Below are 21,719 nucleotides of genomic sequence, written 5' to 3'. Positions count from 1 at the left end.
CCCGAGCGACCTTGCGGCACAAGGGAAGCCGTGCCGGACGCGTCACAGCCGGTCGGTGGGCTCCTCGGCCGACGCGTCGGGCGGGACCGGTGCGCGCGACGCGGTCAGGTGCGTCCGACGGTGCCAGGCCCACAGGGCCAGCGCGGCGCTCGTCAGTGAGCCGGCCACGAGGGCGAGCGTCGTCAGCGACCCGCTGACGAGGGGCGAGAGGGCCCCTGCCACAAGGGCGTTCGCGCACGTGCTGAGGAACGACTGGAAGGAGGACACCGCGCCACGCTCACGCGGTCGCAGGTCGAGCATGGCGATGGTGAGGACGGGGAAGACGAGCGCGACACCGAGCGAGATCGCGCCGACCGGCAGCACGGTCCACACGGTCGAGGGGGCCGCCGACAGGCCCTGGTACAGCACGGCGAAGACGCTTCCCGCGAGCGAGACCACGAAGCCGGCGAGGACGAACGCGCCCTGGCGGACCCGCCCGGCGAGCCGCCCCGTGAGGAACGAGCCGAGCATCATCGCGACGACGAGCGGGACGAAGAGCACCCCGAAGTCGCGCGGCCCGAGACCGAGGTGCTCCACGACGACGACGGGCGCGGAGGACACGTAGAGGAACAGCCCCGCGAAGTTGAGGGCGATCGCCGCGCCGAGGCGCACGACCGACGCGTCGCGGGCCACCGACACGAAGGACGCGACGAGCGGGCGCGGGCGGAACGGGACCCGCTCGGACGCCGGATGGGTCTCGGGCAGGGCCACGAGCGTCGCCACGACGAGGGCGACCCCGTAGCCGGTCAGCACCCAGAAGATCGTGCGCCACTGGCCCCACCCGAGGATCCAGCCGCCGACCATCGGCGCGAGTGCGGGCGCGACGGCGAAGATGACCGAGATGTGCGACATGAACCGCTGCGCGGCCGACCCGTCGAACAGGTCGCGCACGACGGTCCGGCCGACGATCATCCCGGCACCGGCGACGAGGCCCTGCACGGCGCGGGCGCCGAGCAGCAACGGCATGCTCGGCGCGAGGGCACACAGCGCGCTCGTCGCGGCGTAGAGCCCACAGCCGACGAGGATCACCGGCTTGCGCCCGAGCGCATCCGACAACGAGCCGTGGAAGAGGCTCGCCACCGCGAACGTCGCCAGGTAGACGCTGAGCGTCTGCTGCATCGTCACCGCGTCGACCGCCAGCTCGCGGCCGATGACGTCGAACGCGGGGAAGATCGTGTCGATGGAGAACGGGCCCACCATCGTCAGGGCCGCGAGGATCACGACGAGCCGGGCGCGGCCGAGCCGCGTGCTGGCGGGTACGGCCCTCATCCGTTGGGTCCCCGCGCGATCGGGGCCCGGACGGCACGTGTCACGGCGGCCAGGTCCGCCGGTGCCAGCTCGACGTCGAACCCGCGGCGACCCCCGGACACGAGGACGGTCTCGTGCTCGAACGCCGAGTCGTCGAGCACCGTCGGGAGCGCGCGCTTCTGGCCCACGGGGGAGATGCCGCCGACGACGTACCCGGTGCTGCGCTCGGCGGCTGCGGGATCGGCCATCGTCACCGACTTCGCGCCGAGCGCCGAGGCGACGGCCTTGAGGTCGAGCTGTCCGTCGACCGGGACGATGCCCACGGCCAGGCCGCGACCGGTGTCGACGAGCAGCGTCTTGAAGACACGTGCCGGCTCGACACCGAGCGCTGCCGCCGCCTCGAGCCCGTAGCTCGGGGCCGACGGGTCGTGGTCGTACGGACGTCCGCGCCAGGCGACCTTCGCGCGGTCGAGCGCGAGCGTGGCCTGCGTCGTCGGCCCCTCGGCGCCCTTGCGACGCGGCGTCACCGGGCGTCCGCCGGGGTGTCCGCAGGGGTGTCCGCATGGGTGTCCCCGTGAGGGTCGAGGCCCGCCGCGCCGACGCTAGACAGGCCGTCCCAGATCGTCGTCACGACGAGGTCGGTGGCCTCGTCGGCGTCCATGCCGCCGGGGTGCGTGCTGCGCCAGACGGCGAGCCGTTCGCAGCCGCCGATGAGCACCTCGGCCATCGCGGTGACGCGGGTGGCGGTCTGCGCCCCGAACTCCGGCAGGGCGAGCAGGCCCTCCGCGAAGGCCTTGGCGGTCTGCTGGCGGATCCGCTCGACCGAGTCGGACGCCTCGCCGATGAGCGCGCCCTCGGTGCGCAGCAGGGCGAACGCGGCATCGTGCGCGTCGATGAAGGTGAAGAACGCGTGGACGACCTGCCGGACGCGTTCACGGACCGGGGTGTCCGCGGCGTCGGCCGCCGCCCACGAACCGATGAGCGCGGCCATGAGCTGGCCCCGGGCCCGCTCGATCGTCGCCGCGAGCAGGCCCTCCTTGGAGCCGAAGTAGTCGTAGATGAGGGGTTTGGTCACCCCGACCTGCTCGGCGATCTCGTCCATCGTCGCGGCCTGCACCCCACGCCGGGAGAAGACGCTCTCGGCCACCTCGAGCATCTGCGCCTCGCGTTCGGCGCGGGGCATGCGGACGCGGGTGGCGGGGGAGCGGGAGGTCACCGCGGCAGTCTACGTGCGGTGCCGGTGGCCTCAGACGAGCTGCGACTCCGCGGCCGCCCGGCTCGACGCGGCCCGCTCGTCCGCGGCCGCCAGGACCTCCTCGTGGTCGACGGTCTCGCGCCACCACTGCTGCCCGGAGGCCGGCAACGTGTCGATCGGGTCGTAGTAGACGTACTCGCGCGACAGCGCCTCGGTGTCGTCAGCCTCGATGGAGGTGCGGTAGTTCTTGCGCCAGTAGGAGATTCCGCGCTCCCGGTCGTACTGCTCCACCTGGTGGACCCAGCGCTTGCCGACGAGCGGGACGTCGCAGACGATGCGGGGCGTCGAGAATCCCGGCAGGTAGCCCATGATCTCGTGCTGGAGCCGCTGGGCCTCCGCGAGCGAGACGCGCCAGTGCTCGGCGAACGGGATCATGTCGCACATGTAGAAGTAGTACGGCGTGACCATCGCCCCGTCGGCGAGGGCGAAGCACAGGTCGAGGAGGCGCTCGGGGGTGTCGTTGACGCCGCGCATGAGGACGCCCTGGTTGCGCACGTCGCGGACCCCCGCCTCGAGCATCGCCCGCGAGGCCCGCGCCACGGCCGGCGTCACGGACTGCGCGCTGTTGACGTGGGTGTGGATGGCGAGGGACACGCCCCGCTCGCGGGCGGTCCGAGCCACCCGGGCCACGCCCTCGACGACGTCGCCGGCGAACCAGTGCTGGGGCAGACCCATGAGGGCCTTGGTGGCGAGGCGGATGTCGCGCACGTTCTCGATCTCCAGCAGCCGGTCGAGGAACGCCTCGAGGTTCTTCCACGGCATGTTGGCGACGTCGCCGCCGGAGACGACGACGTCCCTGACCGCCGGGGTGCGGCGCAGGTAGTCGAGCATCGCCTCCTGGCGGTCGACCGGCTTGAGCCCGAACCGCAGCTTGGCCACCTGCGGCGTCGAGTTGCCGACGAGGTCCATGCGCGTGCAGTGCCCGCAGTACTGCGGGCACGTCGACAGCAGCTCGGCGAGGACCTTCGTCGGGTAGCGGTGGGTCAGCCCCTCGGCCACCCACATGTCGTGCTCGTGCAGGGAGTCGCGCGTGGCGTGCGGGTGCGAGGGCCAGTCCGTGCGCCGGTCGGAGAACACCGGGAGCATGTAGCGGCGGACGGGGTCGGCGTAGAAGGCCGCCGTGAAGGCGGCGCCGGCCGCCGGCACGGGCTCGTCGGTGGCGGGCACCATGGTGTTGAGCATCTGCGGAGGCAGGAGCATCGACATCGTGGCCCGTTGCGCCTGGTCGCGCTCGAGGTCGGCGTAGAAGCGGTCCTCGAGGAGGTTGCCCATGACGGCCCGCAGCTGCGCGACGCTCTTGACGCAGCGGGCGCGCTGCCACTGGGCGCTGTCCCAGTCGGATGGCGTGACGGCGGTCCAGCCGGGCAGCCTGGTCCAGTCCGGCTCGACGAGCTCGCGGCGGCGGTAGGCGTACGGCTGCGACACCTGTGTCATGTCCCGACGATAACCGAAGCATCACCCTCCGACCTCCTATGATGCGAAAGGATTTGTCGTACGCATCCACTGCGACCGGAGGATCTCCGCCGTGACCACCACACCACCCCCGCCCACGGACGCGCGTGAGACCTCACCCGTGGGGCTGCACCGCGTTCTCGACCCCGTGGGGGAGGAGGGGCCGACCCTCCCGCAGGCGGCCCACCGGCTCGACGCGCGCCCGCAGCTGTGGCCGGACGAGGTCCGCATCACGGTCGACACCCTCAACCTCGACGCCGCCTCCTACCGCCAGCTCGCCGACAAGCACACGCGGGCGGGCGTCCTCGACGGCGAGGCGGTCCGCGAGGAGGTGCTCGCCATCGTCGCCGACCGCGGCAAGATGCAGAACCCCGTCACCGGCTCGGGCGGCATGCTCATCGGAACCGTCGAGGAGGTGGGCCCGGCGAGCCCACTGGGTCTGGCCGTGGGCGACCGGGTCGCCACCCTCGTCTCGCTGTCCCTGACGCCGCTGGCCATCAGCGACGGGCTCGCCCGCTGGGACGGCCGATCCGAACGGGTGCCGGCGCGGGGCCACGCGATCCTCTTCGGCCGCAGCATCGCCGCCGTCCTGCCGGACGACCTCGAGCCCCGGCTGGCCCTCATGGTCATGGACGTGTGCGGGGCTCCCGCCCTCGTGTCCCGGGTCGTCGGGGAGCACACGGCCCGCGGCACCGCGCCGACCGTCGCGGTGCTCGGTGCGGCCGGCAAGTCCGGGTCGCTGTCGCTGGCGGCGGCGCGCGCGTCGGGGGCCGCGCGCACCATCGGCGTCGTGCCGGTCGAGCGCGAGCGCCGCCTGCTCGAGGCGACCGGCCTGGCCGACGTCGTGGTCCTCGCCGACGCGCGCAGCCCCCTCGGGCTCGCCGCTGCGGTCGAGGCCGCGGGCGGACCTGCCGACGTCACGGTTGTCTGCGTCGACGTGCCCGGCTGCGAGCAGCCCGCGATCCTGGCCACCGCCGATGGCGGCACCGTCATCTTCTTCAGCATGGCCACGAGCTTCGCGGCGGCGGCGCTCGGAGCCGAGGGCGTCGCCGCCGATGTGCGGATGCTCATCGGCAACGGGTACGTGCCCGGCCACGCCGAGCTCGCCCTGTCGCTCATGCGCACCGTGCCGGCGGTCCGGGCCCTGTTCGAGTCGCGGCTCGCGCGCGAGACGGCAGGATCTGAGGCGTGAGCCGCCCCGCACCTGTCCTCGAGCTCGACCCGGCGGTCGTCCGGCGGGCGCGGTCCCTGGCGCGCCGGGCCGCGGCCCCGGTCGTGCGGCTCGCGCGGAGCCACACGACGGTCTCGGTCGAGCGGGCCACCCTGCGCCTCGCCGGCCTCGCCGGTGCCGACCACGAGCGCGTGCCGTGGGTCAACCACCTCGTCGACGCCGTCCGCACCGGCGTCGGCCTCGAGCACGGCGTCACGACGCCGGTCTACGACGCCCTGCTCCGCGGCGAGGCGCCCGACCTCCTGACGCTCGCCCAGAAGGCGGCCGGCGGGAACGTCGCGTTCCGGCTCCCGGAGGGGCGCGCGGCCACGGCGGCCCGGCGGGCGGCCGCGCGTGGCGTCGGGACAGGGCTGCGGACCGTGGACCGGGCCCGCGCCACGCGTGAGCGCCTCGTCCGACGGCTGGGCGAGCCCCCGCACAAGCCGTGGGTCTACCTCATCGTCGCCACCGGAGACATCCACGAGGACATCCCGCAGGCCCAGGCCGCGGCCCGCGAGGGCGCCGACGTCATCGCCGTCATCCGCTCGACCGGGCAGTCGCTGCTCGACTACGTGCCCGAGGGCGCGACGCGCGAGGGTTTCGCCGGCACCTACGCGACCCAGGAGAACTTCCGGCTCATGCGAGCCGCGCTCGACGAGGTCAGCAGGGAGCTCGGACGCTACGTCCGCCTGACGAACTACGCATCCGGCCTGTGCATGCCGGAGATCGCGGCTCTCGCGGGCATGGAGCGCCTCGACATGATGCTCAACGACTCGATGTACGGCATCCTCTTCCGGGACATCAACCCGGTCCGGACCTTCGTGGACCAGCGGTTCTCACGGCAGATCCACGCACGAGCCGGCATCATCATCAACACGGGCGAGGACAACTACCTCACGACCGCCGACGCGGTCGAGGCAGCGCACACCGTGACGGTCAGCCAGCTGCTCAACGAGCGCTTCGCCAAGGAGGCCGGGCTCGAGGACTGGCAGCTCGGGCTCGGGCACGCCTTCGAGATCAACCCCGACCTGCCCGACAGCTTCCGCATGGAGCTGGCCCACGCGCTGCTGGCCCGCCGGCTGTTCCCGGACGCACCGCTGAAGTGGATGCCGCCGACCAAGCACATGACCGGCGACGTCTTCCGCGGCTACCTGCTCGACGGGTTCTTCAACCTCGTCGGCGCCATGACCGGGCAGGGGATCCTCCTCGTCGGGATGATGACCGAGGCCGTCGTCACCCCGTTCCTGTCCGACCGCGACCTCGCCCTCCAGAACGTCCGGTACGTCATGAATGCCGCGAGCGGGCTCACCGAGGACTTCCACCCGCCACGCGACGGGTTCATCCAGACGCGGGCCCGGCAGGTGCTGTCCGAGGCCGTCGACCTCCTCGAGCGGATCGTCGAGGACACCGATGCCTCCGGCGAACCCCCGCTGCTGGCGGCCATCGCCGACGGGACCTTCGGGCTCATGCGCCGGCCGCCCGACCGGGGCAAGGGGCTCGAAGGGGTCGTCAGGCGGGCCGAGGGCTACGACAACCCGGCCGTCACCGCGCTCGACGCGTGGACGACCGGCAGGGACGCGCGATGAGCCGCGCACCGCGCGCCGCGGAGCCGCGCAGAGGCCCGCACGGCAGCATCGTCCGGCCCTACGGGGACACGACCGGTGACGGCATGGTGCAGGTGTCGTTCACCCTGCCGGTGCCGCACGACAAGCGGGCCGAGGGCGCGGCCCTCCAGCTGGCCCGCAAGATGGGTCTGGACCCGGCGCTGCTCGTGCACGCCAAGCCTATGGGCCCGGACTTCACCTTCTTCGTCGTCTACGGCAGCGTCACCCACCTCGTCGACCTCGACGCGGTCCGGGTCGTCGAGCGCGAGTACCCGTTGCTCTCGGCCAAGGACGCCAACTCCGCGATCAGGAGGCTGCTGCGCCGACGGCTCGTGGTCGTCGGTGCCTGCATCGGCACCGACGCGCACACCGTGGGCATCGACGCCATCCTCAACATCAAGGGCTTCGCCGGCGAGAAGGGCCTGGAGTACTACCGCGAGATCACGGTCGTGAACCTCGGTGCACAGGTGCTCGTGCCCGACCTCGTGGCGCGGGCCCGCGCCGAGAGGGCCGACGCCGTCCTCGTGAGCCAGGTCGTGACCCAGAGGGATGCCCACGTGCACAACACGACCCAGATGTCGGCGGCCTTCCGCGAGGCGTACCCGGCCGGTGAGGTGCCGATCCTCGTCGCGGGTGGCCCCCGGTTCGAGGAGGGCTCGGCGAAGGCCCTCGGCGTCGACCGGGTCTTCGGCCGCGGCACGACCCCCGGCGAGGTCGCCAGCTACCTCGTGCACGAGATGACCCGGCGAAAGGCGAGACGATGAGCGACCCGACGAGCACGACGAGCACGACGAGCACGACGAGCACGACGAGCACGACGAGCACGACGAGCACGACGAGCACGACGAGCACGAGCAGTGCTGAACCGCCGGCGCAGCGGGCGACGACGGCGGAGGTCGGACGACGCGTCACCCACCGCCGCTACGTGCCGTACAACCACGCGCACTATGCCGGCAACCTCGTCGACGGCGCCTACTCCCTCGCGGCGTTCGGCGACGTCGCGACCGAGATGTGCATCCGGACCGACGGCGACGAGGGCCTCTTCGCCTCCTACAGCGACGTCCAGTTCCGGGCACCGGTGCGGGCCGGTGACGTCATCGAGGTCTCGGCGGAGATCGTCCGCGTCGGGCACCGCAGCCGTGAGATGGAGTTCGAGGTCCGCGTCGTCGGCCGGGGGGCGCCCGAGCGCGGTGCGTCGGCCGCCGACGTGCTCGACCCGCCCCTGGTCGCGACGACGGCCCGCGGCGTCGTCGTCGTCCCCTGACCTCGCTCGAGCGCCGAGCCGGTTCCGCGGTCCGGGCCCCGACGACATACGGTGATGCCCGTGCGGCGTCACCTCGCGCCCCTCGGCCTCGCGGTGGCCGGTGGGGGTCTCCTCTGCTTCGCGTTCCCCACGTTCGACGTGTGGTGGGCGGCGCCGCTCGCGCTCGCGCTCATGGCCTGCGCCTGGACCGGCGCGTCCGCGGGTCTGCCCGGGGGTGCGGATCGGCGCCGGCCGCTCCGGCCGGGCCGTCGGGGCCTGCTGCTCGGCACCGCCTCCGGCCTCGTGTTCTTCGTCCCGACCCTGTCGTGGTCGGGCATCTACGTCGGTGCCGTCCCGTGGATCGCCCTCGCGACGTTGGAGGCGCTGTTCCTCGGGCTGGCCGGCGCGCTCTACGGCTGGCTGAGCCGGTCCGGGCGGGTGCGACCGCTCGCGTTCGCCCTCGTGTGGGTGGTCGCCGAGGGCCTGCGCGCCCGCGCCCCGTACGGCGGGTTCCCGTGGCTCAAGATCGCCTTCGGGCAGGCCGACGGCACCTTCGGTCGCCTCGTCGCCCTCGGCGGCACGCCCTTCGTCGCCTTCGTCGTCGCGCTCACGGGCGGCCTCCTCGCGCTCGCGGCCCAGCGGCTGCTCGCACGGGGGGCCCACACCGACGCGGTCGGCACCCCGGCGCCGGCCCCGTCGGGCCCGCGGCGTCGAGACCTGGCTCCGCTCGCGGGCGCGCTCGTGCTGGGCCTGGCGGGCCTGGCCGTCCCGCTGCCGACCGACGGGCCCACCGAGCAGTTCCTCGGCGTGCAGGGCAACGTGCCGCGTCCGGGTCTGGACTTCAACGCCGAGAGGCGGGCCGTCCTCGACAACCACGTCGCAGCGACGATCAAGGCCCAGCAGGACGTCACCGCTGGTCGGGCGCCGGCACCCGACCTCGTCGTCTGGCCCGAGAACGCCTCCGACATCGACCCGCTGCGCAACGCCGACGCCAAGCAACTCATCCTCCAGACCGTCGAGTACCTCGACCGGCCGCTCGTCGTCGGCGGCCTCCTCGAGGAGCCGGCCGGCAAGCTGTCCAACGTGTCGCTGCTCTTCGCCCCCGGGCGCGGCAACACCGACCGCTACGTCAAGCGCCACCCGGTGCCGTTCGCCGAGTACATCCCGGACCGGGCGTTCTGGCGCACCTTCAGCCGCGAGGTCGACCTCGTCAGGCGCGACTTCGCCAAGGGGAGCCGCCCGGGGGTCTTCACGGTGGAGGCGGCGGACGGCCGACAGGTCCGCGCCGGCCTCGCGATCTGCTTCGAGGTGGCCTATGACGACATCATGCGCGACGTCGTGACCTCGGGCGCCAACGTCCTCGTCGTCCAGACGAACAACGCGACGTTCGGGTACACGGCCGAGTCGCCGCAGCAGCTGGCGATCAGCCGGATCCGTGCCATGGAGGCTCGGTCGCTCGGTCGTGCACGTCTCGACGGTCGGCCAGAGCGCCCTCATCCTCCCGGACGGAACCGCCCACCAGGTGACGTCGTTGTTCACACAGGCGGTGGTCCGCGGGGCCCTACCATTGCGGGACGCCACGACGCTGGCGACCCGGGTGGGGGAGGTCCCCGAGGGGGTCGCCGCGGCGGCGCTGCTCGTCCTGCTCGTCCTGCCCCTGCCGGCCGTGCGGAGGGGCCGCCGGACGGCGCCGACCCGGGCGCCGCACCAGACGAAGGAAGAGGATGACGACGACGCAGCGTGAGCCGGTCACCCGGGTGGCCGTGCTCATCCCGACGTACAACGAGCGCGACAACCTGGCCGGGATCGTCGCTCGCGTGCGGGCCAGCGCGCCGGAGGCCGACGTCGTCGTCCTCGACGACGGCTCGCCCGACGGCACGGGTGCCGTCGCCGACGCCCTGGCGGCGTCCGACCCGCAGGTCCGCGTCGTGCACCGCGACCGCAAGCAGGGACTCGGCCAGGCCTACCTCGCCGGCTTCCGCCTCGTCATGGACGAGGGCTACGACGCCGCCGTCGAGATGGACGCCGACGGTTCCCACCTGCCCGAGCAGCTGCCGTCGCTGCTGGCGGCGCTCGCGGGCGCAGACCTCGTCATCGGGGCCCGCTGGGTGCGCGGCGGCGAGGTGCGCAACTGGCCGGTGCACCGCAAGGTGCTCTCGGTCGGCGCCAACGTCTACACCAAGGTCATGCTCGGCATGCACGTCAACGACGCGACGGCCGGCTACCGGGTCTACCGCACGAGCGCGCTGCAGGCCATGGGCCTCGACGGCGTCCAGTCCCAGGGGTACTGCTTCCAGATCGACCTGACCCTGCGCGCGGTCCGGACCGGCCTGAGGGTGGTCGAGGTGCCGATCACCTTCGTCGAGCGCGAGGTGGGCGTGTCGAAGATGGGGCGAGACATCGTCCGTGAAGCGCTGACGTCGGTGACCCGCTGGGGGATCCAGCACCGCGTCGGGCAGGTGCGGGGGCTCGTCTCCGCCCGTCGAGAGACGCCGGCTCCGGTGGGGGAGCGGACGTGACGCCCCCGCCGCGTGGCCGTGCAGGCGGCGGTCGCCGTCTGCGTCCCTCCCGGGTGGCGCTCGCGGCGCTGCTCGTCGTGCCGGTCGTCGAGATCGCGGTCGTCGTCGCGGTGGGCCACGCCATCGGCGGCTGGTGGACCTTCCTGCTCCTGCTCGCGACGTCCCTGCTCGGGGTGTGGTTCATCCGGCGCGAGGGCGCGCGGGCCTGGCACGCCCTGGTACGCGCGCTGCGCAGCGGCCGGATGCCCGCCCGGGAGCTCGCCGACGGCGTCGTCGTCCTCGTGGGCGGGACGCTGCTGCTCGCGCCGGGGTTCGTGACCGACGTCATCGGCCTCCTGCTCGTGCTGCCCGTGACGCGGCCGGTGGCCCGGCGCCTGGTGGAGGCGGTCGTCAGCCGTCACCTGCTCGCCTCGGCGGAGCGCTTCGGCGGCCCGGCGGTCACGGCCCGGCCCGGCTGGGGCACGACGGCACCACCGACGGGCCCGACGCGCTCGACCTCGAGCGACGAGGTCGTCGAGGGCGAGATCATCGACGACGACCGCTGACGGTCGACGCGACGAGGAGCCCGCCCCCACGAACGGGGCGGGCTCCTCGGTGGTCCTTGCGGGAGGGCGTCAGGCGCTCTTGCGCCGCCGCGGCTTCTCACCGCGCGACTCGCGCAGCAGGGTCAGGCGCTCCTCCAGCAGCTCTTCCAGCTCGGGGATCGAGCGACGCTCGAGGAGCATGTCCCAGTGCGTGCGCTGGTGCTTGACCGGCTTCGCCTCGGGCTCGGGGCCGCCGCCCTGGAGCTTGGCGTCCAGGCCGCAGCGGCACTCCCACGTCGCAGGCACGTCGGCCTCGATGGAGAACGGGAAGCTCCGTACGGTGGCCCTCCGGGCACACGTAGACCGTGATCTGTCGCTCACTCGGGACGACGTTGTCGTCCGACTCCATGCTCCTCGCCCCGAGGTTGGAACCGCGAAGTGCTCGATCGGCCATGTGGACCCCTCCAGACATCCTGCCTCTGACGACACCCCTGCAGGTGTCTTACCCTCACAGACGCATGAACGACCGAAACGGTTGACTTGTTCCCGCCGGGTCGCGAATTGTAGGTGGGCCTCAGATGACCGCCGGAACCGGGTTTCCGGCCTGCTCGATGCCCTCGCGCATCCGGACCCGGGAGAGCAGGACGCCACCGACGACGAAGAAGACGACCAGCGCCACGATGGCCCAGCGGTAGCTGTGGCTGAACTGGTAGACGAGACCGAAGATGAGGGTGCCGAGCCAGCTCGTGCCGCGCTCCATGGCCTGGTACAGGCTGAAGTACTCGGCCTCGCGCCCCCGCGGGATGAGCTGGCTGTACAGCGAGCGCGACAGCGCCTGCGTGCCGCCGAGGACGATGCCGATGAGCAGCGCGAGGACGACGAAGAGCACCAGCTGCCTGGCCGGTACGAAGAACGCGATGACGACCACGACGGTCCAGAGCGCGATGCCGTACAGCACGGTCCGCCAGGCTCCGATGCGGGCGGCGGTCAGGCCGAAGAGGCGCGCACCGCCGTAGGCGACGAACTGGACGAACAGGAAGACGCCGAGCACCGTGCTCTGCCCGAACCCGAGCTCCTCCTGGCCGTAGAGGCTCGAGCTGCCGATGACCGTCTGTATGCCGTCGTTGAAGAAGAGGTAGGCGAGGAGGAACAGCAGCGTCTGGGGGTAGTGGCGCAGGTCCCGGAAGGTGCTCGCGAGCTGCTTGAGGCTGCCGCCGACGACTCCGGCCGGACGGTCGACCGGCGTCGTGACCGTTCCTGTGAGGTGGCGCAGGCCGAGGTAGGGGATCACCGTGAAGGCTCCCCACCACAGGCCGGCCGACAGGAGGCTGATGCGCACCGCCGTGCCCTCGCTGATGCCGAGCGTCCCGGCGAAGGTGAGCAGGCCGAAGTTCAGGGCGAGCAGGATGCCGCCGCCGAGGTAGCCCAGCGCCCAGCCCTTGGAGCTGACCCGGTCGCGCTCGTTCTCGTTGGCGATGCGGATGAGGATGGAGTCGTAGATGACCAGGGACGCGCCGAGGCACAGGTTCGCGACGAGGATGAGCAGGACGCCCAGCTGCCAGCTGGTGCCGGCGACGAGGAACATGAGGCTCGCCGCGACGGCCCCGGCCCAGGCGAAGGCGGTCAGCAGCCGCGTCGGGTGGGCGCTGCGGTCGGCGATCGCGCCGATGACGATGAGGATCAGCGCGGAGATGATCGTCGAGACCGTGACGGTGTACGCGTAGAGCGACCCCGCCGCCACCGGGATGCCGAGGACGGACAGGTCGGTCGTGCAGTCGACCCCGTCGGCGATGCCCGGGCAGGCGGCCTGCTTGGCGATGGCCGTGAGGTAGGGACCCATGAGCACGGTGGCCGTGGTCGTCACGTAGGCGGAGTTGGCCCAGTCGTACCAGTACCAGGACCGCTGCTCCCGCGTCTCCGGTCGGGCAGCGTTGACGGCGACGTCGGACATGGCAGGAGCGTCCCACAACGCGGCGGGGCTGGGCCCCGGCACCGCCTCAACACGCCGTCGGGCCTCGGGGCCGCGGAGCCGTCTCCCGTGCCGACGAGCGTGAAGCACGTGGCCGAGACGACGGCGTAGGAGGTCGACAGCTCCATTGCGGCATCACCCTCGTGCGTCGGGGCCCCGACGGGGGCCTGACGCCTGGTGCCGACGACGTTCGCACCGCGAGACCGCGCCTGCCAGCCAATTTAGCGCTAAAGTATTGGTGGTGGAGGACGTGACGGGGGACGAGGTCGAGGCGGTCGTCGACGCGTGGCGGCGTGAGCGCCCGGACGTCGACGTGTCGTCGGTCGGCATCGTGACGCCGCTCGTGCGCCTGGCCGCGATGGTCGCCGACGGCAGGTCGCGGGCGCTGGCCGCCCACGAGCTCGACCAGAGCCACCTCGACGTCCTCGCGACGTTGCGCCGGGCCGGCGCGCCGTACCGCCTGACGGCCGGTGAGCTTCTCGAGGCGCTGCCGGGTGACGCCGGGCGCGACAACGCAGCGCGTGGCGGCACTGGAGCGGCTGGGGCTCGTCGAGCGGGTCCGTGAGGAGCCGGACCGACGCACCGTGCACGTGCGGCTGACGCCACGAGGCCGCGAGCGCGTCGACGAGACCATCGGCGGGGTCATGGCGGCCGACGACGCCCTGCTGGCCGGGCTGACGCCCGTGCAGCGCAGAGCGCTGGAGAGCTCGTTGCGGACGTGGCTTCGCGTCGTCGGGTCGGGTGGGCACGCCTGACGCCCACCTCGGCGTGCCCGACGACCACCCCAAAACGCCGATAATCGACATTATGTCACTCCAGAGGATCGGGTCCTCTACCCCTCGCGGTAGACCACCGCCCGCGACCGTAGCCTTGACCCCGATGCAGTGTGACTACTTCGACGCCGCGCGCTGCCGCTCGTGCAGCCTCATGGGCCTGCCGTACGCCGACCAGCTGGCGGACAAGCAGCGGCACGTCGCCGGCGTCCTGGCTCCGGTCGCCCCGGGCGTCCGGTGGCTGCCCGCACACGCCGGCCCGGAGTCACACTTCCGCAACAAGGCCAAGCTCGTCGTCGGCGGCTCCCCCGGTGCCACGACCGTCGGCATCCTCGACCGCGACGGACACGGCGTCGACCTGCGCCACTGCGGCCTCTACGAGCCCGGGCTCGCCGAGCTCGTGCCGCGCGTCGCCGACCTCCTCGACGCCCTCGGCCTCGAGCCCTACGACGTGCCCGCCCGGCGGGGCGAGGTCAAGCACGTGCTGCTGACCCACTCCCCCGACGGGGAGGTCATGCTCCGCTTCGTCCTGCGTTCGCAGAAGCACGTGGCCCTGCTGCGGTCCCGGCTACCCGTCATCCTCGATGCCCTGCCCGGGGTGCGCGTCGTGTCCGTGAACCTCCAGCCCGAGCACAAGGCCGTCACCGAGGGCGAGGTAGAGATCGTCCTGACCGACGCCGACGTCCTGCCGATGCGCCTCGACGACATCGAGCTGTTCCTGCGTCCGGCGAGCTTCTTCCAGACGAACACCGGGGTCGCCGGCGCCCTGTACCGACAGGCCCGGAGCTGGGTGGCGCGAGTCGACCCGGCGGTCGTCCTCGACCTCTACTGCGGCGTGGGCGGGTTCGCGCTCCAGGCAGCCGTCGCGCCGGGTCGCCGGGACCGCGTCGTGCGGGGCGTCGAGGTGGCGCCGGAGGCCGTCGCGTCGGCTCGGCGGAGTGCCCAGCGGCTCACCGCGTCGGGAGCGGCGCGGGCCGACCTCGCGTTCACCGTGGGTGACGCCACGCAGGTGCACCTGCTGCCCGCGACCCCGGCCTCCGCCTCGCTCGTCGTCGTCAACCCGCCCCGGCGCGGCATCGGCCCCCGGCTCGCAGCCTGGCTCGAGGCGTCGGAGGCATCGCACGTGGTGTACTCCAGCTGCAACGTCGAGAGCCTGGCCCGTGACCTCGCCGCGATGCCGTCCCTGCGCCCCCGCGAGGCGCGCCTCTTCGACATGTTCCCGCAGACCTCGCACCACGAGGTCGCCGTCCTGCTCGAGCGAGCACCCTGACCCCCGGAGGACCCGTGACGACGACATCGACGAGCGCCGACGCCCCGTGGAGGGCACCGGTCGTCGAGCGGCCGGACGGCTCGCTCGTGGCGCGCGAGCCGGAGCTGCTCGCCGGTCTGCTGGACCACCACCGCACCACGCTGCTCGCGATCTGCTCCGGCCTGACCGGCGAGCAGCTGGCCATCCGCGCGGTCGACCCGTCCGGGATCAGCCTGCTCGGCCTGCTGCGCCACCTGCGCAAGGTGGAGCGGGTCTGGTGGCGCCAGCGTGTCGGTGGCCAGGACGTCGCGCCCCTCCACGGGTTCGGCGAGGGCGTCGACCGCGACTTCGACGAGCTGGACCCCGAGGGCGCCGCCGACGACTACGCCGCCCTCCTCGACGAGTGGCGCGAGGCCGACGCCGTGGCAGCGGTGCACGACCTCGAGGAGGTCGTGCACTCCGGCGCCGAGCCCTTCTCGGTGCGTTTCGTCTACCTCCACCTCATCGGCGAGTACGCCCGCCACAACGGGCACGCCGACCTCGTCCGGGAACGGGTCGACGGTGCGACCGGCTTCTGAGCCGGGCCGGGCGCGCGACGAGGACGGCGGGGCCGACGTGGAGCGCCTCGACCGGGTGCGTCGGCGGTTTCGCGAGTTCGGTGCCGAGTACGCCTCCCTGCCGCTGTACGGCACGGTGAGCCGACGCGTCGCGGAGGACCTGCAGACGGCCGGGCTGCTCGTGGCGGCCCAGTCCGGTCAAGCCCGTCCCGTGCTGTGGTTCGCGGCTCTGCACGACCTGGTCCTGCGGCGGCCCGACGTGCCGGCTGCACGGTGGTACGCCAGCGTGGTCGGGCGCGATGCCGTCGCCACCGGTGACCCGTGGCCCGACGTGCGCGAGACCGTCCTCGACCACGTCGACGAGCTGCGTCGGACCGTCGCCACGCGGACGACGCAGACCAACGAGGTCAACCGCTGCGTCTACGTGGCAGCGGGACTCGCTGCAGCGGCGGGCAGCTCGGGTCCGCGGTCCCGCGAGGCGGCCGGACCAGGTCGCGTGGCACTCGTCGAGCTCGGGGCGAGCGCTGGGCTGCTGCTCGGTGTCGACCGGTACGCCGTGACGACGACCACCCGGGACGGTGCGCGTGCGACGGTCGGCGACGCCGCGTCGCGCGTCCGGTGCGAGGGCCTGGACCGCTCGGCCCGCCGGCCGGCCCTCGGACCGCTGCCGCAGGTGGCGGGGCGCGCCGGCCTCGACCGCGACCCCGTCGGGCTCGAGGACGAGGACGCCGTGCGCTGGCTGCGCGCGTGCCTGTGGCCGGACGTGCCGGGCCGGGTCGAGCGGTTCGAGGCCGCCCGGCAGGTGCTGCGCGCGGACCCTCCCCTCGTCCTGCGGGGCGACATCGTCGAGGACGTCGCCCGGGCCGTGGACGCGGCGCTGGAGGACGCGCGCGCCGGTTCGGACGCGGGTGTCGCCGAACACCTCGTCGTGTTCAGCTCGTGGGCGCTGACCTACGTCGAGCGCGAGCGGCGGGCGGCCCTCGGCGCCGAGCTGGCCCGGATCGCCGGGTCGGTCCCGCGGCTGACGTGGTTCACGGCGGAGCCGCCGGGCTGCGTGCCCGGCCTGCCCGATCACCCGCGGGGCGGCGAGGGCCCGACGGTGCTCGGACTGCGATGCTGGGTCGACGGCGCCGAGGGTCGGCCGAGCGTCTTCGGTGTCGGGCACCCGCACGGCACGTGGATCGACACCTGGTGAGCCTCGAGTTCGCCTGCCAGCGAACATCATAATGTCGATTATGGGCGAATCATGTTGTGGCGCAATGGAACTCGATCACGGAACCCGACGGCCAAGGCCGGCGGCGTAGTCGTCGAGCGCGGCGAGCACATCAGGCGCCCGGTACACGCGGTTGCGCCGGTGTCCGGTCGACTCCACGACGATCTGGTCGCCGACGAGTCGCTGGATCGCGGACTGCGCGGTCGGCGCCGTGACGCCGAGCTCGCGGGCCACGACGCGCGCCGTGACGACGGGCTGGCGGACGAGGAGGTCGAGCACTGCCCGAGCGGTGGACCCCGCACGGGCCGTGAGGCGCTCCTCCCACTCCGTACGGACGTCTCGCAGCGCCCCGACGAGTCGTTCGCCGACGTGGGCCCCGCTGCGCGCGGCACCGGCGACACACCGCAGGATGGGCTCCGCGTCACCGGCCCGGTACGCGGTCAGGGCGGAGAAGTACTCGTCGCGGACGGCGAGCAGGCCGGCGGAGATGGGCACCGTGACCCGGTGGATCGCGCCGGTGTGCAGCAGCACCGAGTGCAGCAGGGCCCGACCGGTCCGGCCGTTGCCGTCGGTGAACGGGTGGATCGTCTCGAACTGGGCGTGCGCGAGGGCGGCCTGGGCCAGTGGCGGCAGGTCGTCGCGGTCCATGAAGGCGACGAGGTCGGCCACGAGGCCCGGGACGTCCGCGGCCACGGGCGGCACGTAGTCGGCCCGGCCGGGGTGCAGGGGTGAGCCGCCGACCCAGACCTGCTCGGTGCGCCACTCCCCTGCCGCGTGGCGGACCTGCTGGGCCATGAGGGCCCGGTGCATCGCGAGGATCGCCGACTCGTCCAGGCGGCCGGCGAGGTCGAGAGCGGCCTGCATCGTCCGGACGTTGCCGAGGATGAGCGAGGCGTTCGCGCGGTCGCCCTCCCCGATCTCGGCCTCGGCGAGGGCTCGGGCCGAGGACGTGAGGTTCTCGATCTGCGAGCTCGCGGCGCTCTCCGAGCGCAGCAGAACCGCGGCGAACGGGGCGATCTCCCCCGCTCCGCCGGCGTCGAACGCGGCCAGCAGCCGGGTCGCCTCGTCCAGGTCCGCGGCCAGGTCCCCCGGCAGCATGAGCGTGGCGGCCGCCACGGCCGGGACGAGGGCCGCGTCGTAGGTGCGGGGCGTGGCTCGCAGCGCCCGGCGCGACAGGTCGAGCAGCCCTTCGATCGGCTGCCAGGGCACGCTGCGCCACCCGAGCGCGGGCCAGCTGACCGCCATGTCGCCACCTCCTTGGTAAAGGTTATCGGACAACCTTTACCAAGGAGGTGGCCAGGGGTCAGCGTCCACCCGGCGGCGGCGAGCCCTCAGACGGACGCGTCGACGACCCACCACGCGGCATACGGACTCAGCGCGGCCATGCCGTCCGGCCCGGCGTACACGGGGTGCCCGCCGAGCGCGTCGACCGGCTGTGCGATGCCCGCCTCGTGCAGGTGGCGCACCTCGACGGTGCGCCACGTCGGCGTCACGTTGTAGACGCCGACCATCGGCCCGCTCGGGTGCGAACGGACGACGACGAGCACACCGTCGTCGGTGTCGGCGACGACGGTCACCGGCGCCGAGGCGTGCAGCTGCGGCAGCCCGGCCCGCACCCGGGCCAGGTGTCGCAGGCCCTGGAACACCTTCCCCGCGTCGGTCGACAGATCCCCCCGCCGGGCGGCGACCTCCCAGTCGAGGCGTTCACGGTGCGCCCAGCGGTTGTCATCCTCGTGACCCGGCTCGAGGTCCCACAGCGGGTCGTTGGGCAGGCCGAGCTCGTCACCGCTCCACACGACGGGGATACCTCCCCAGCCGGCCACCACGGCGTGCGCGAGGAAGAGACGCGCCAGGCCGAGGTCTCGCTCGAGCCGGTCGCCGTCGTCCTCCCCGGCCTGCAGCCCGGTCAGGGCGGCGGCGGTGCCACTGATCCGCTTGTCCCCGGTGAGCGGATTGGCCTGGAACACCAGGCCGCGCGCCCAGGACCCCGGGAACTCGCCGGCATACCAGTCGGACAGGAAGCGCCGGTGCGCGAAGCCGTCGAGCCCGGCCCGCGCGGCGTCCTCGTCGTCGATGGCCCAGCCGATGTCGTCGTGGCAGCGGACGTAGCAGATCCACGTGCCGCTCGGGGGCGTCGGCGGCAGGGCGGCGAGCGCGACCCGGGCCAGCGTCGTGCTGCCCGTGGCGAGCATCGACCAGACCTGGACCATGAGGCTGTTGTGATAGGCGAGGTCGCTGACCCGGCCGGCGTGGGGTCCCAGGCCGAGGTACTGGACGAGGTCGCGCGGGCCGACGATCGCCTCGGCCTTGAACGCGAGCGCCGGGCACGCGATGCGCGCCACCGCGTGAAGCGCCTGGGCCACCGCGTGCACCTCCGGCTGGTTCTGGCAGTTGGTGCCGAGGCGCTTCCACGTGAAGGCGATGGCGTCGAGCCGGAGCACCTCGACTCCGAGGTTGGCCAGGTGCAGGACGATCTCCGCGTACTCGACGAGGACGTCGGGGTTGCCCCAGTCGACGTCCCACTGCCACTCGTTGAACGTCGTCCAGACCCACGCTCCGAGCTCGTCGTCCCACGTGAAGTTGCCGGGCGCGAAGTCGGGGAAGACCTCGGGCAGGGTGCGCTCGAACGCGTCGGGCATGACGCGGTCGGGGTAGATGTGGAAGTAGTCGCGGTAGTGCTGCTCCCCCGCTCGGGCGCGCCGGGCCCACTCGTGCTCGCGGGCGACATGGTTCAGGACGAGGTCGAGGACGAGCGAGATGCCCTCGGTGCGCAGGGCGCGGGTCAGCTCGCGAAGGTCCTCGACGTCGCCGAGGTCGGGTCGCACGCGTCGGTAGTCGGCGACGGCGTAGCCGCCGTCGTTGTCGCCGTCACGCGGCAGGAGCAAGGGCATGAGGTGCAGGTAGGTGACGCCGAGGTCGCGCAGGTAGTCCAGGTGGCCGGCGAGGCCGCGCAGGTCCTCGGCGAACCGCTCGGTGTAGCAGGCGTAGCCGAACATGTCCGGCTGCTGGAGCCAGTCCGGACGCAGGAGGCGCTTCTGGTCGAGGCGCCGCAGCTCGGGGTCACGGTCGCGGAAGCCGGCGACGGCCCGCCCGATGAGCCGCAGCGCCAGCGCGGACACGTCACGCCCGGGGTAGAGCGTGGCCAGCGCCGCGACGAGGTCGTCGGTCCAGCGGTCGAGCCGCAGCCGGATCGTCTCCCGCTCGGCAGGGTCGAGCCCCGCGAGCAGTGCCGTCATCGACTCCTTCGTCGGCGCGTGGCTCATGGCCCGATTGAACCCCACGCGGCGACGCGGCGACAGTGGGGACCACGCGAGCGCGGCCCGTGTCGCAGCCAGGTCCGCAGCCAGCTCCGCAGCCAGATCCGCAGCCAGGTCCTTGGTCTCGGCGGGGTCGAGGGCAGCGCGACAGCGGCGACCGGAGCGCGCCGCACGCGCTCACGCGAAGGGCGAGGGGTCACCGGCCCCCACCCGCGTCACCTCGGGGTGGCCCTCGGACCAGTCGACGACGGTGGTCGGCTCGAGTCCGCACTCCCCCGAGTCGATGACGGCGTCGACCACGTGGTCGAGGCGGTCCTTGATCTGCCAGCCGTCCGTCATCGGCTCGTCGTCGCCGGGCATGAGCAGGGTGCTCGACAGGACCGGCTCGCCCAGCTCGCGGAGCAGCTCGCGCACGACGGGATGCTCGGGGATGCGGACGCCCACGGTCTTCTTCTTCGCGTGCAGGAGGCGGCGCGGCACCTCGCGGGTCGCCGGCAGGATGAAGGTGTAGGGCCCGGGCGTCGCGGCCTTGACGGCGCGGAACACGGCGTTGTCGAGGTGGACGAGCTGGCCGAGCTGCGCGAAGTCCGCGCAGACGAGCGTGAAGTGGTGCTTGTCGTCGAGCTGCCGGATCCGCAGGATGCGCTCCTTGCCCTCGGGGTTGTCGAGGGTGCAGCCCAGGGCGAAGCAGGAGTCGGTCGGGTAGGCGACCAGGCCGCCGTCGCGCAGCACCTGGACGGCCTGGCGGATGGCTCGAGGCTGGGGGTCCACCGGGTGGACGTCGAAGTACTTCGCCATGACGCCACCCTGCCATGCTGGGCCCATGACCGAGCCTGCCAGCCCCCCGGAGGACGGCCGCCCCGTCGCAGCCACCGACACGGCACCGGCACCGCCGGACGTCGATGCCGACCGTTTCACCGTCGTCGACGCGACCGCCGCCGGACGCTGGGAGGTGCGCGACGGTGAGCGCGTCGTCGGCATCGCCCAGTACGAGGTCGTGCCGGGCCACGACGGGCGTCCCGACCGCGTCGTCTTCTTCCACACCGAGGTGCGCCCCGAGCTGGAGGGCCACGGCCTGGCGAGCCGGCTGGCGCGGACGGCCCTCGACGCGACGATCGAGTCCGGACGCGTCGTGGTCGCCCTGTGCCCGTACATCCGGGCCTGGGTCGCTCGGCACCGCGAGCCGTACGCGGCGCACGTCGTGCCGGCCACGCGGGCCGACGTCGAGGCCGTCGAGCAGAGCGGGTGACCGGAGTGTGAGCCGGACGCACGTCGCGGTCGTCGGCGCCGGCATCGTCGGTGCCGCGGTGGCGCGCCGGCTCGTCTCGCTCGACCCGCGTCCCGTGGTCACGGTCGTCGAGAAGGAGGCCACGCCCGGCCGGCACCAGACCGGCCACAACAGCGGGGTGGTCCATGCCGGCGTCTACTACGCGCCGGGCTCGGACAAGGCACGCCTCTCGCGTCAGGGCGTGCGCAGGCTCTCCGCGTACTGCCGCGAGCGCGGCCTGCCCTACGACGAGCTGGGCAAGGTCGTCGTGGCGCTCGACGCCGAGGAGGAGCTGCGGCTGCGGGAAGCTCGAGCGACGGGCCCGCGCCAACGGCGTCCC

At 73.1% G+C, this 21,719-nt stretch carries 21 protein-coding genes and 2 pseudogenes; 14 read left to right on the top strand and 9 right to left on the bottom strand.

Going from position 1 to position 21,719, the window contains the following annotated elements:
- Window positions 1–42 precede the first annotated feature (42 nt).
- From AC1VM9_RS17800 to AC1VM9_RS17785, 4 genes are read right to left on the bottom strand one after another with little or no spacing between them, the layout of a single operon-like run.
- On the bottom strand, window positions 43–1,308 hold the full coding sequence (locus AC1VM9_RS17800) for a multidrug effflux MFS transporter (protein WP_483123576.1): 1,266 nt from the start codon (window positions 1,306–1,308) through the stop codon (window positions 43–45).
- Window positions 1,305–1,814 (bottom strand): Cys-tRNA(Pro) deacylase, encoded by a 510-nt coding sequence (ybaK, locus tag AC1VM9_RS17795; RefSeq protein WP_481343674.1) that lies wholly within the window; start codon window positions 1,812–1,814, stop codon window positions 1,305–1,307. The genes AC1VM9_RS17800 and ybaK overlap by 4 nt, the downstream gene beginning before the upstream one ends.
- On the bottom strand, window positions 1,811–2,503 hold the full coding sequence (locus AC1VM9_RS17790; RefSeq protein ID WP_483123574.1) for a TetR/AcrR family transcriptional regulator: 693 nt from the start codon (window positions 2,501–2,503) through the stop codon (window positions 1,811–1,813). Before AC1VM9_RS17790 ends, ybaK begins: the two co-directional genes overlap by 4 nt.
- A 30-nt stretch (window positions 2,504–2,533) precedes the next feature.
- Window positions 2,534–3,976, bottom strand: a complete 1,443-nt coding sequence (locus tag AC1VM9_RS17785) for a KamA family radical SAM protein (protein WP_483123573.1) — start codon at window positions 3,974–3,976, stop codon at window positions 2,534–2,536.
- Window positions 3,977–4,067: 91 nt separating this feature from the next.
- Between AC1VM9_RS17785 and kdd the strand changes: the two genes are divergently transcribed.
- The 7 genes from kdd to AC1VM9_RS17750 are packed head-to-tail and all read left to right on the top strand — an operon-like array spanning window position 4,068 to window position 11,115.
- A complete protein-coding gene (kdd, locus tag AC1VM9_RS17780) occupies window positions 4,068–5,186 on the top strand; it encodes an L-erythro-3,5-diaminohexanoate dehydrogenase (protein ID WP_483123572.1) in 1,119 nt (372 codons plus the stop codon).
- The gene (gene kamD / locus AC1VM9_RS17775; protein WP_483123571.1) at window positions 5,183–6,790 is read left to right on the top strand and encodes a lysine 5,6-aminomutase subunit alpha; all 1,608 of its coding nucleotides are present in this window, start codon (window positions 5,183–5,185) and stop codon (window positions 6,788–6,790) included. Before kdd ends, kamD begins: the two co-directional genes overlap by 4 nt.
- On the top strand, window positions 6,787–7,572 hold the full coding sequence (kamE, locus tag AC1VM9_RS17770) for a lysine 5,6-aminomutase subunit beta (protein ID WP_481345004.1): 786 nt from the start codon (window positions 6,787–6,789) through the stop codon (window positions 7,570–7,572). The genes kamD and kamE overlap by 4 nt, the downstream gene beginning before the upstream one ends.
- Window positions 7,569–8,072, top strand: coding sequence for a 3-aminobutyryl-CoA ammonia lyase (gene kal, locus AC1VM9_RS17765; RefSeq protein ID WP_483123569.1), 504 nt, complete (start codon window positions 7,569–7,571; stop codon window positions 8,070–8,072). The genes kamE and kal overlap by 4 nt, the downstream gene beginning before the upstream one ends.
- A 60-nt stretch (window positions 8,073–8,132) precedes the next feature.
- A complete protein-coding gene (gene lnt, locus AC1VM9_RS17760) occupies window positions 8,133–9,779 on the top strand; it encodes an apolipoprotein N-acyltransferase (RefSeq protein WP_483123568.1) in 1,647 nt (548 codons plus the stop codon).
- A complete protein-coding gene (locus AC1VM9_RS17755; RefSeq protein WP_481345007.1) occupies window positions 9,776–10,570 on the top strand; it encodes a polyprenol monophosphomannose synthase in 795 nt (264 codons plus the stop codon). Before lnt ends, AC1VM9_RS17755 begins: the two co-directional genes overlap by 4 nt.
- Window positions 10,567–11,115: an FxsA family protein gene (locus AC1VM9_RS17750; RefSeq protein ID WP_481345008.1), complete on the top strand. Its 549-nt coding sequence runs from the start codon at window positions 10,567–10,569 to the stop codon at window positions 11,113–11,115. The genes AC1VM9_RS17755 and AC1VM9_RS17750 overlap by 4 nt, the downstream gene beginning before the upstream one ends.
- A 69-nt stretch (window positions 11,116–11,184) precedes the next feature.
- Here the strand turns inward: AC1VM9_RS17750 and AC1VM9_RS17745 are convergent.
- A pseudogene (locus AC1VM9_RS17745) lies at window positions 11,185–11,503 on the bottom strand (RNA polymerase-binding protein RbpA).
- Window positions 11,504–11,668: 165 nt separating this feature from the next.
- On the bottom strand, window positions 11,669–13,045 hold the full coding sequence (locus tag AC1VM9_RS17740) for an MFS transporter (RefSeq protein WP_483123567.1): 1,377 nt from the start codon (window positions 13,043–13,045) through the stop codon (window positions 11,669–11,671).
- A 259-nt stretch (window positions 13,046–13,304) separates the two neighbouring features.
- On the opposite strand from AC1VM9_RS17740, the gene AC1VM9_RS17735 reads away from it, so the two are divergent.
- The 5 genes from AC1VM9_RS17735 to AC1VM9_RS17715 all read left to right on the top strand — a co-directional run bounded on the left by AC1VM9_RS17735 (window position 13,305) and on the right by AC1VM9_RS17715 (window position 16,837).
- Window positions 13,305–13,628, top strand: coding sequence for a hypothetical protein (locus AC1VM9_RS17735; RefSeq protein ID WP_483123566.1), 324 nt, complete (start codon window positions 13,305–13,307; stop codon window positions 13,626–13,628).
- The gene (locus tag AC1VM9_RS17730) at window positions 13,585–13,818 is read left to right on the top strand and encodes a MarR family winged helix-turn-helix transcriptional regulator (RefSeq protein WP_483123564.1); all 234 of its coding nucleotides are present in this window, start codon (window positions 13,585–13,587) and stop codon (window positions 13,816–13,818) included. Before AC1VM9_RS17735 ends, AC1VM9_RS17730 begins: the two co-directional genes overlap by 44 nt.
- 124 nt (window positions 13,819–13,942) lie before the next feature.
- Window positions 13,943–15,106 (top strand): methyltransferase domain-containing protein, encoded by a 1,164-nt coding sequence (locus AC1VM9_RS17725; RefSeq protein WP_483123563.1) that lies wholly within the window; start codon window positions 13,943–13,945, stop codon window positions 15,104–15,106.
- A gap of 14 nt (window positions 15,107–15,120) precedes the next feature.
- Entirely contained in the window at window positions 15,121–15,663 is a 543-nt protein-coding gene (locus AC1VM9_RS17720) for a DinB family protein (RefSeq protein ID WP_481341120.1), read from the top strand.
- Entirely contained in the window at window positions 15,647–16,837 is a 1,191-nt protein-coding gene (locus AC1VM9_RS17715; protein ID WP_483123562.1) for a DUF2332 domain-containing protein, read from the top strand. Before AC1VM9_RS17720 ends, AC1VM9_RS17715 begins: the two co-directional genes overlap by 17 nt.
- Before the next feature lie 75 nt (window positions 16,838–16,912).
- Here AC1VM9_RS17715 and AC1VM9_RS17710 read toward each other — a convergent pair whose 3' ends face one another.
- The 3 genes from AC1VM9_RS17710 to AC1VM9_RS17700 form a co-directional block, all read right to left on the bottom strand.
- Entirely contained in the window at window positions 16,913–18,100 is a 1,188-nt protein-coding gene (locus AC1VM9_RS17710) for a Fic family protein (protein WP_483123560.1), read from the bottom strand.
- 86 nt (window positions 18,101–18,186) lie between these two features.
- The gene (locus tag AC1VM9_RS17705; protein ID WP_483123559.1) at window positions 18,187–20,118 is read right to left on the bottom strand and encodes an alpha-amylase family protein; all 1,932 of its coding nucleotides are present in this window, start codon (window positions 20,116–20,118) and stop codon (window positions 18,187–18,189) included.
- 171 nt (window positions 20,119–20,289) lie between these two features.
- A complete protein-coding gene (locus AC1VM9_RS17700; protein ID WP_481341116.1) occupies window positions 20,290–20,910 on the bottom strand; it encodes an L-threonylcarbamoyladenylate synthase in 621 nt (206 codons plus the stop codon).
- A gap of 25 nt (window positions 20,911–20,935) precedes the next feature.
- Between AC1VM9_RS17700 and AC1VM9_RS17695 the strand changes: the two genes are divergently transcribed.
- Window positions 20,936–21,361, top strand: a complete 426-nt coding sequence (locus tag AC1VM9_RS17695; RefSeq protein WP_483123557.1) for a GNAT family N-acetyltransferase — start codon at window positions 20,936–20,938, stop codon at window positions 21,359–21,361.
- Window positions 21,362–21,368: 7 nt separating this feature from the next.
- Window positions 21,369–21,659, top strand: a pseudogene (locus tag AC1VM9_RS17690) (FAD-dependent oxidoreductase); the annotation flags it as partial.
- Window positions 21,660–21,719: the final 60 nt, after the last annotated feature.

The sequence above is a fragment of the Monashia sp. HAY1-11D genome (genome assembly GCF_056868035.1).
This window is presented reverse-complemented; position numbering and strand designations above follow the sequence as displayed.

Coding starts and splice junctions, on each gene's coding strand:
- AC1VM9_RS17800 (WP_483123576.1), bottom strand. CDS start 1,308: ATGAGGGCCGTACCCGCCAGCACGCGGCTCGGCCGCGCCCGGCTCGTC.
- AC1VM9_RS17785 (WP_483123573.1), bottom strand. CDS start 3,976: ATGACACAGGTGTCGCAGCCGTACGCCTACCGCCGCCGCGAGCTCGTC.
- kamE (WP_481345004.1), top strand. CDS start 6,787: ATGAGCCGCGCACCGCGCGCCGCGGAGCCGCGCAGAGGCCCGCACGGC.
- kal (WP_483123569.1), top strand. CDS start 7,569: ATGAGCGACCCGACGAGCACGACGAGCACGACGAGCACGACGAGCACG.
- AC1VM9_RS17755 (WP_481345007.1), top strand. CDS start 9,776: ATGACGACGACGCAGCGTGAGCCGGTCACCCGGGTGGCCGTGCTCATC.
- AC1VM9_RS17740 (WP_483123567.1), bottom strand. CDS start 13,045: ATGTCCGACGTCGCCGTCAACGCTGCCCGACCGGAGACGCGGGAGCAG.
- AC1VM9_RS17725 (WP_483123563.1), top strand. CDS start 13,943: ATGCAGTGTGACTACTTCGACGCCGCGCGCTGCCGCTCGTGCAGCCTC.
- AC1VM9_RS17710 (WP_483123560.1), bottom strand. CDS start 18,100: ATGGCGGTCAGCTGGCCCGCGCTCGGGTGGCGCAGCGTGCCCTGGCAG.
- AC1VM9_RS17705 (WP_483123559.1), bottom strand. CDS start 20,118: ATGAGCCACGCGCCGACGAAGGAGTCGATGACGGCACTGCTCGCGGGG.
- AC1VM9_RS17700 (WP_481341116.1), bottom strand. CDS start 20,910: ATGGCGAAGTACTTCGACGTCCACCCGGTGGACCCCCAGCCTCGAGCC.
- AC1VM9_RS17695 (WP_483123557.1), top strand. CDS start 20,936: ATGACCGAGCCTGCCAGCCCCCCGGAGGACGGCCGCCCCGTCGCAGCC.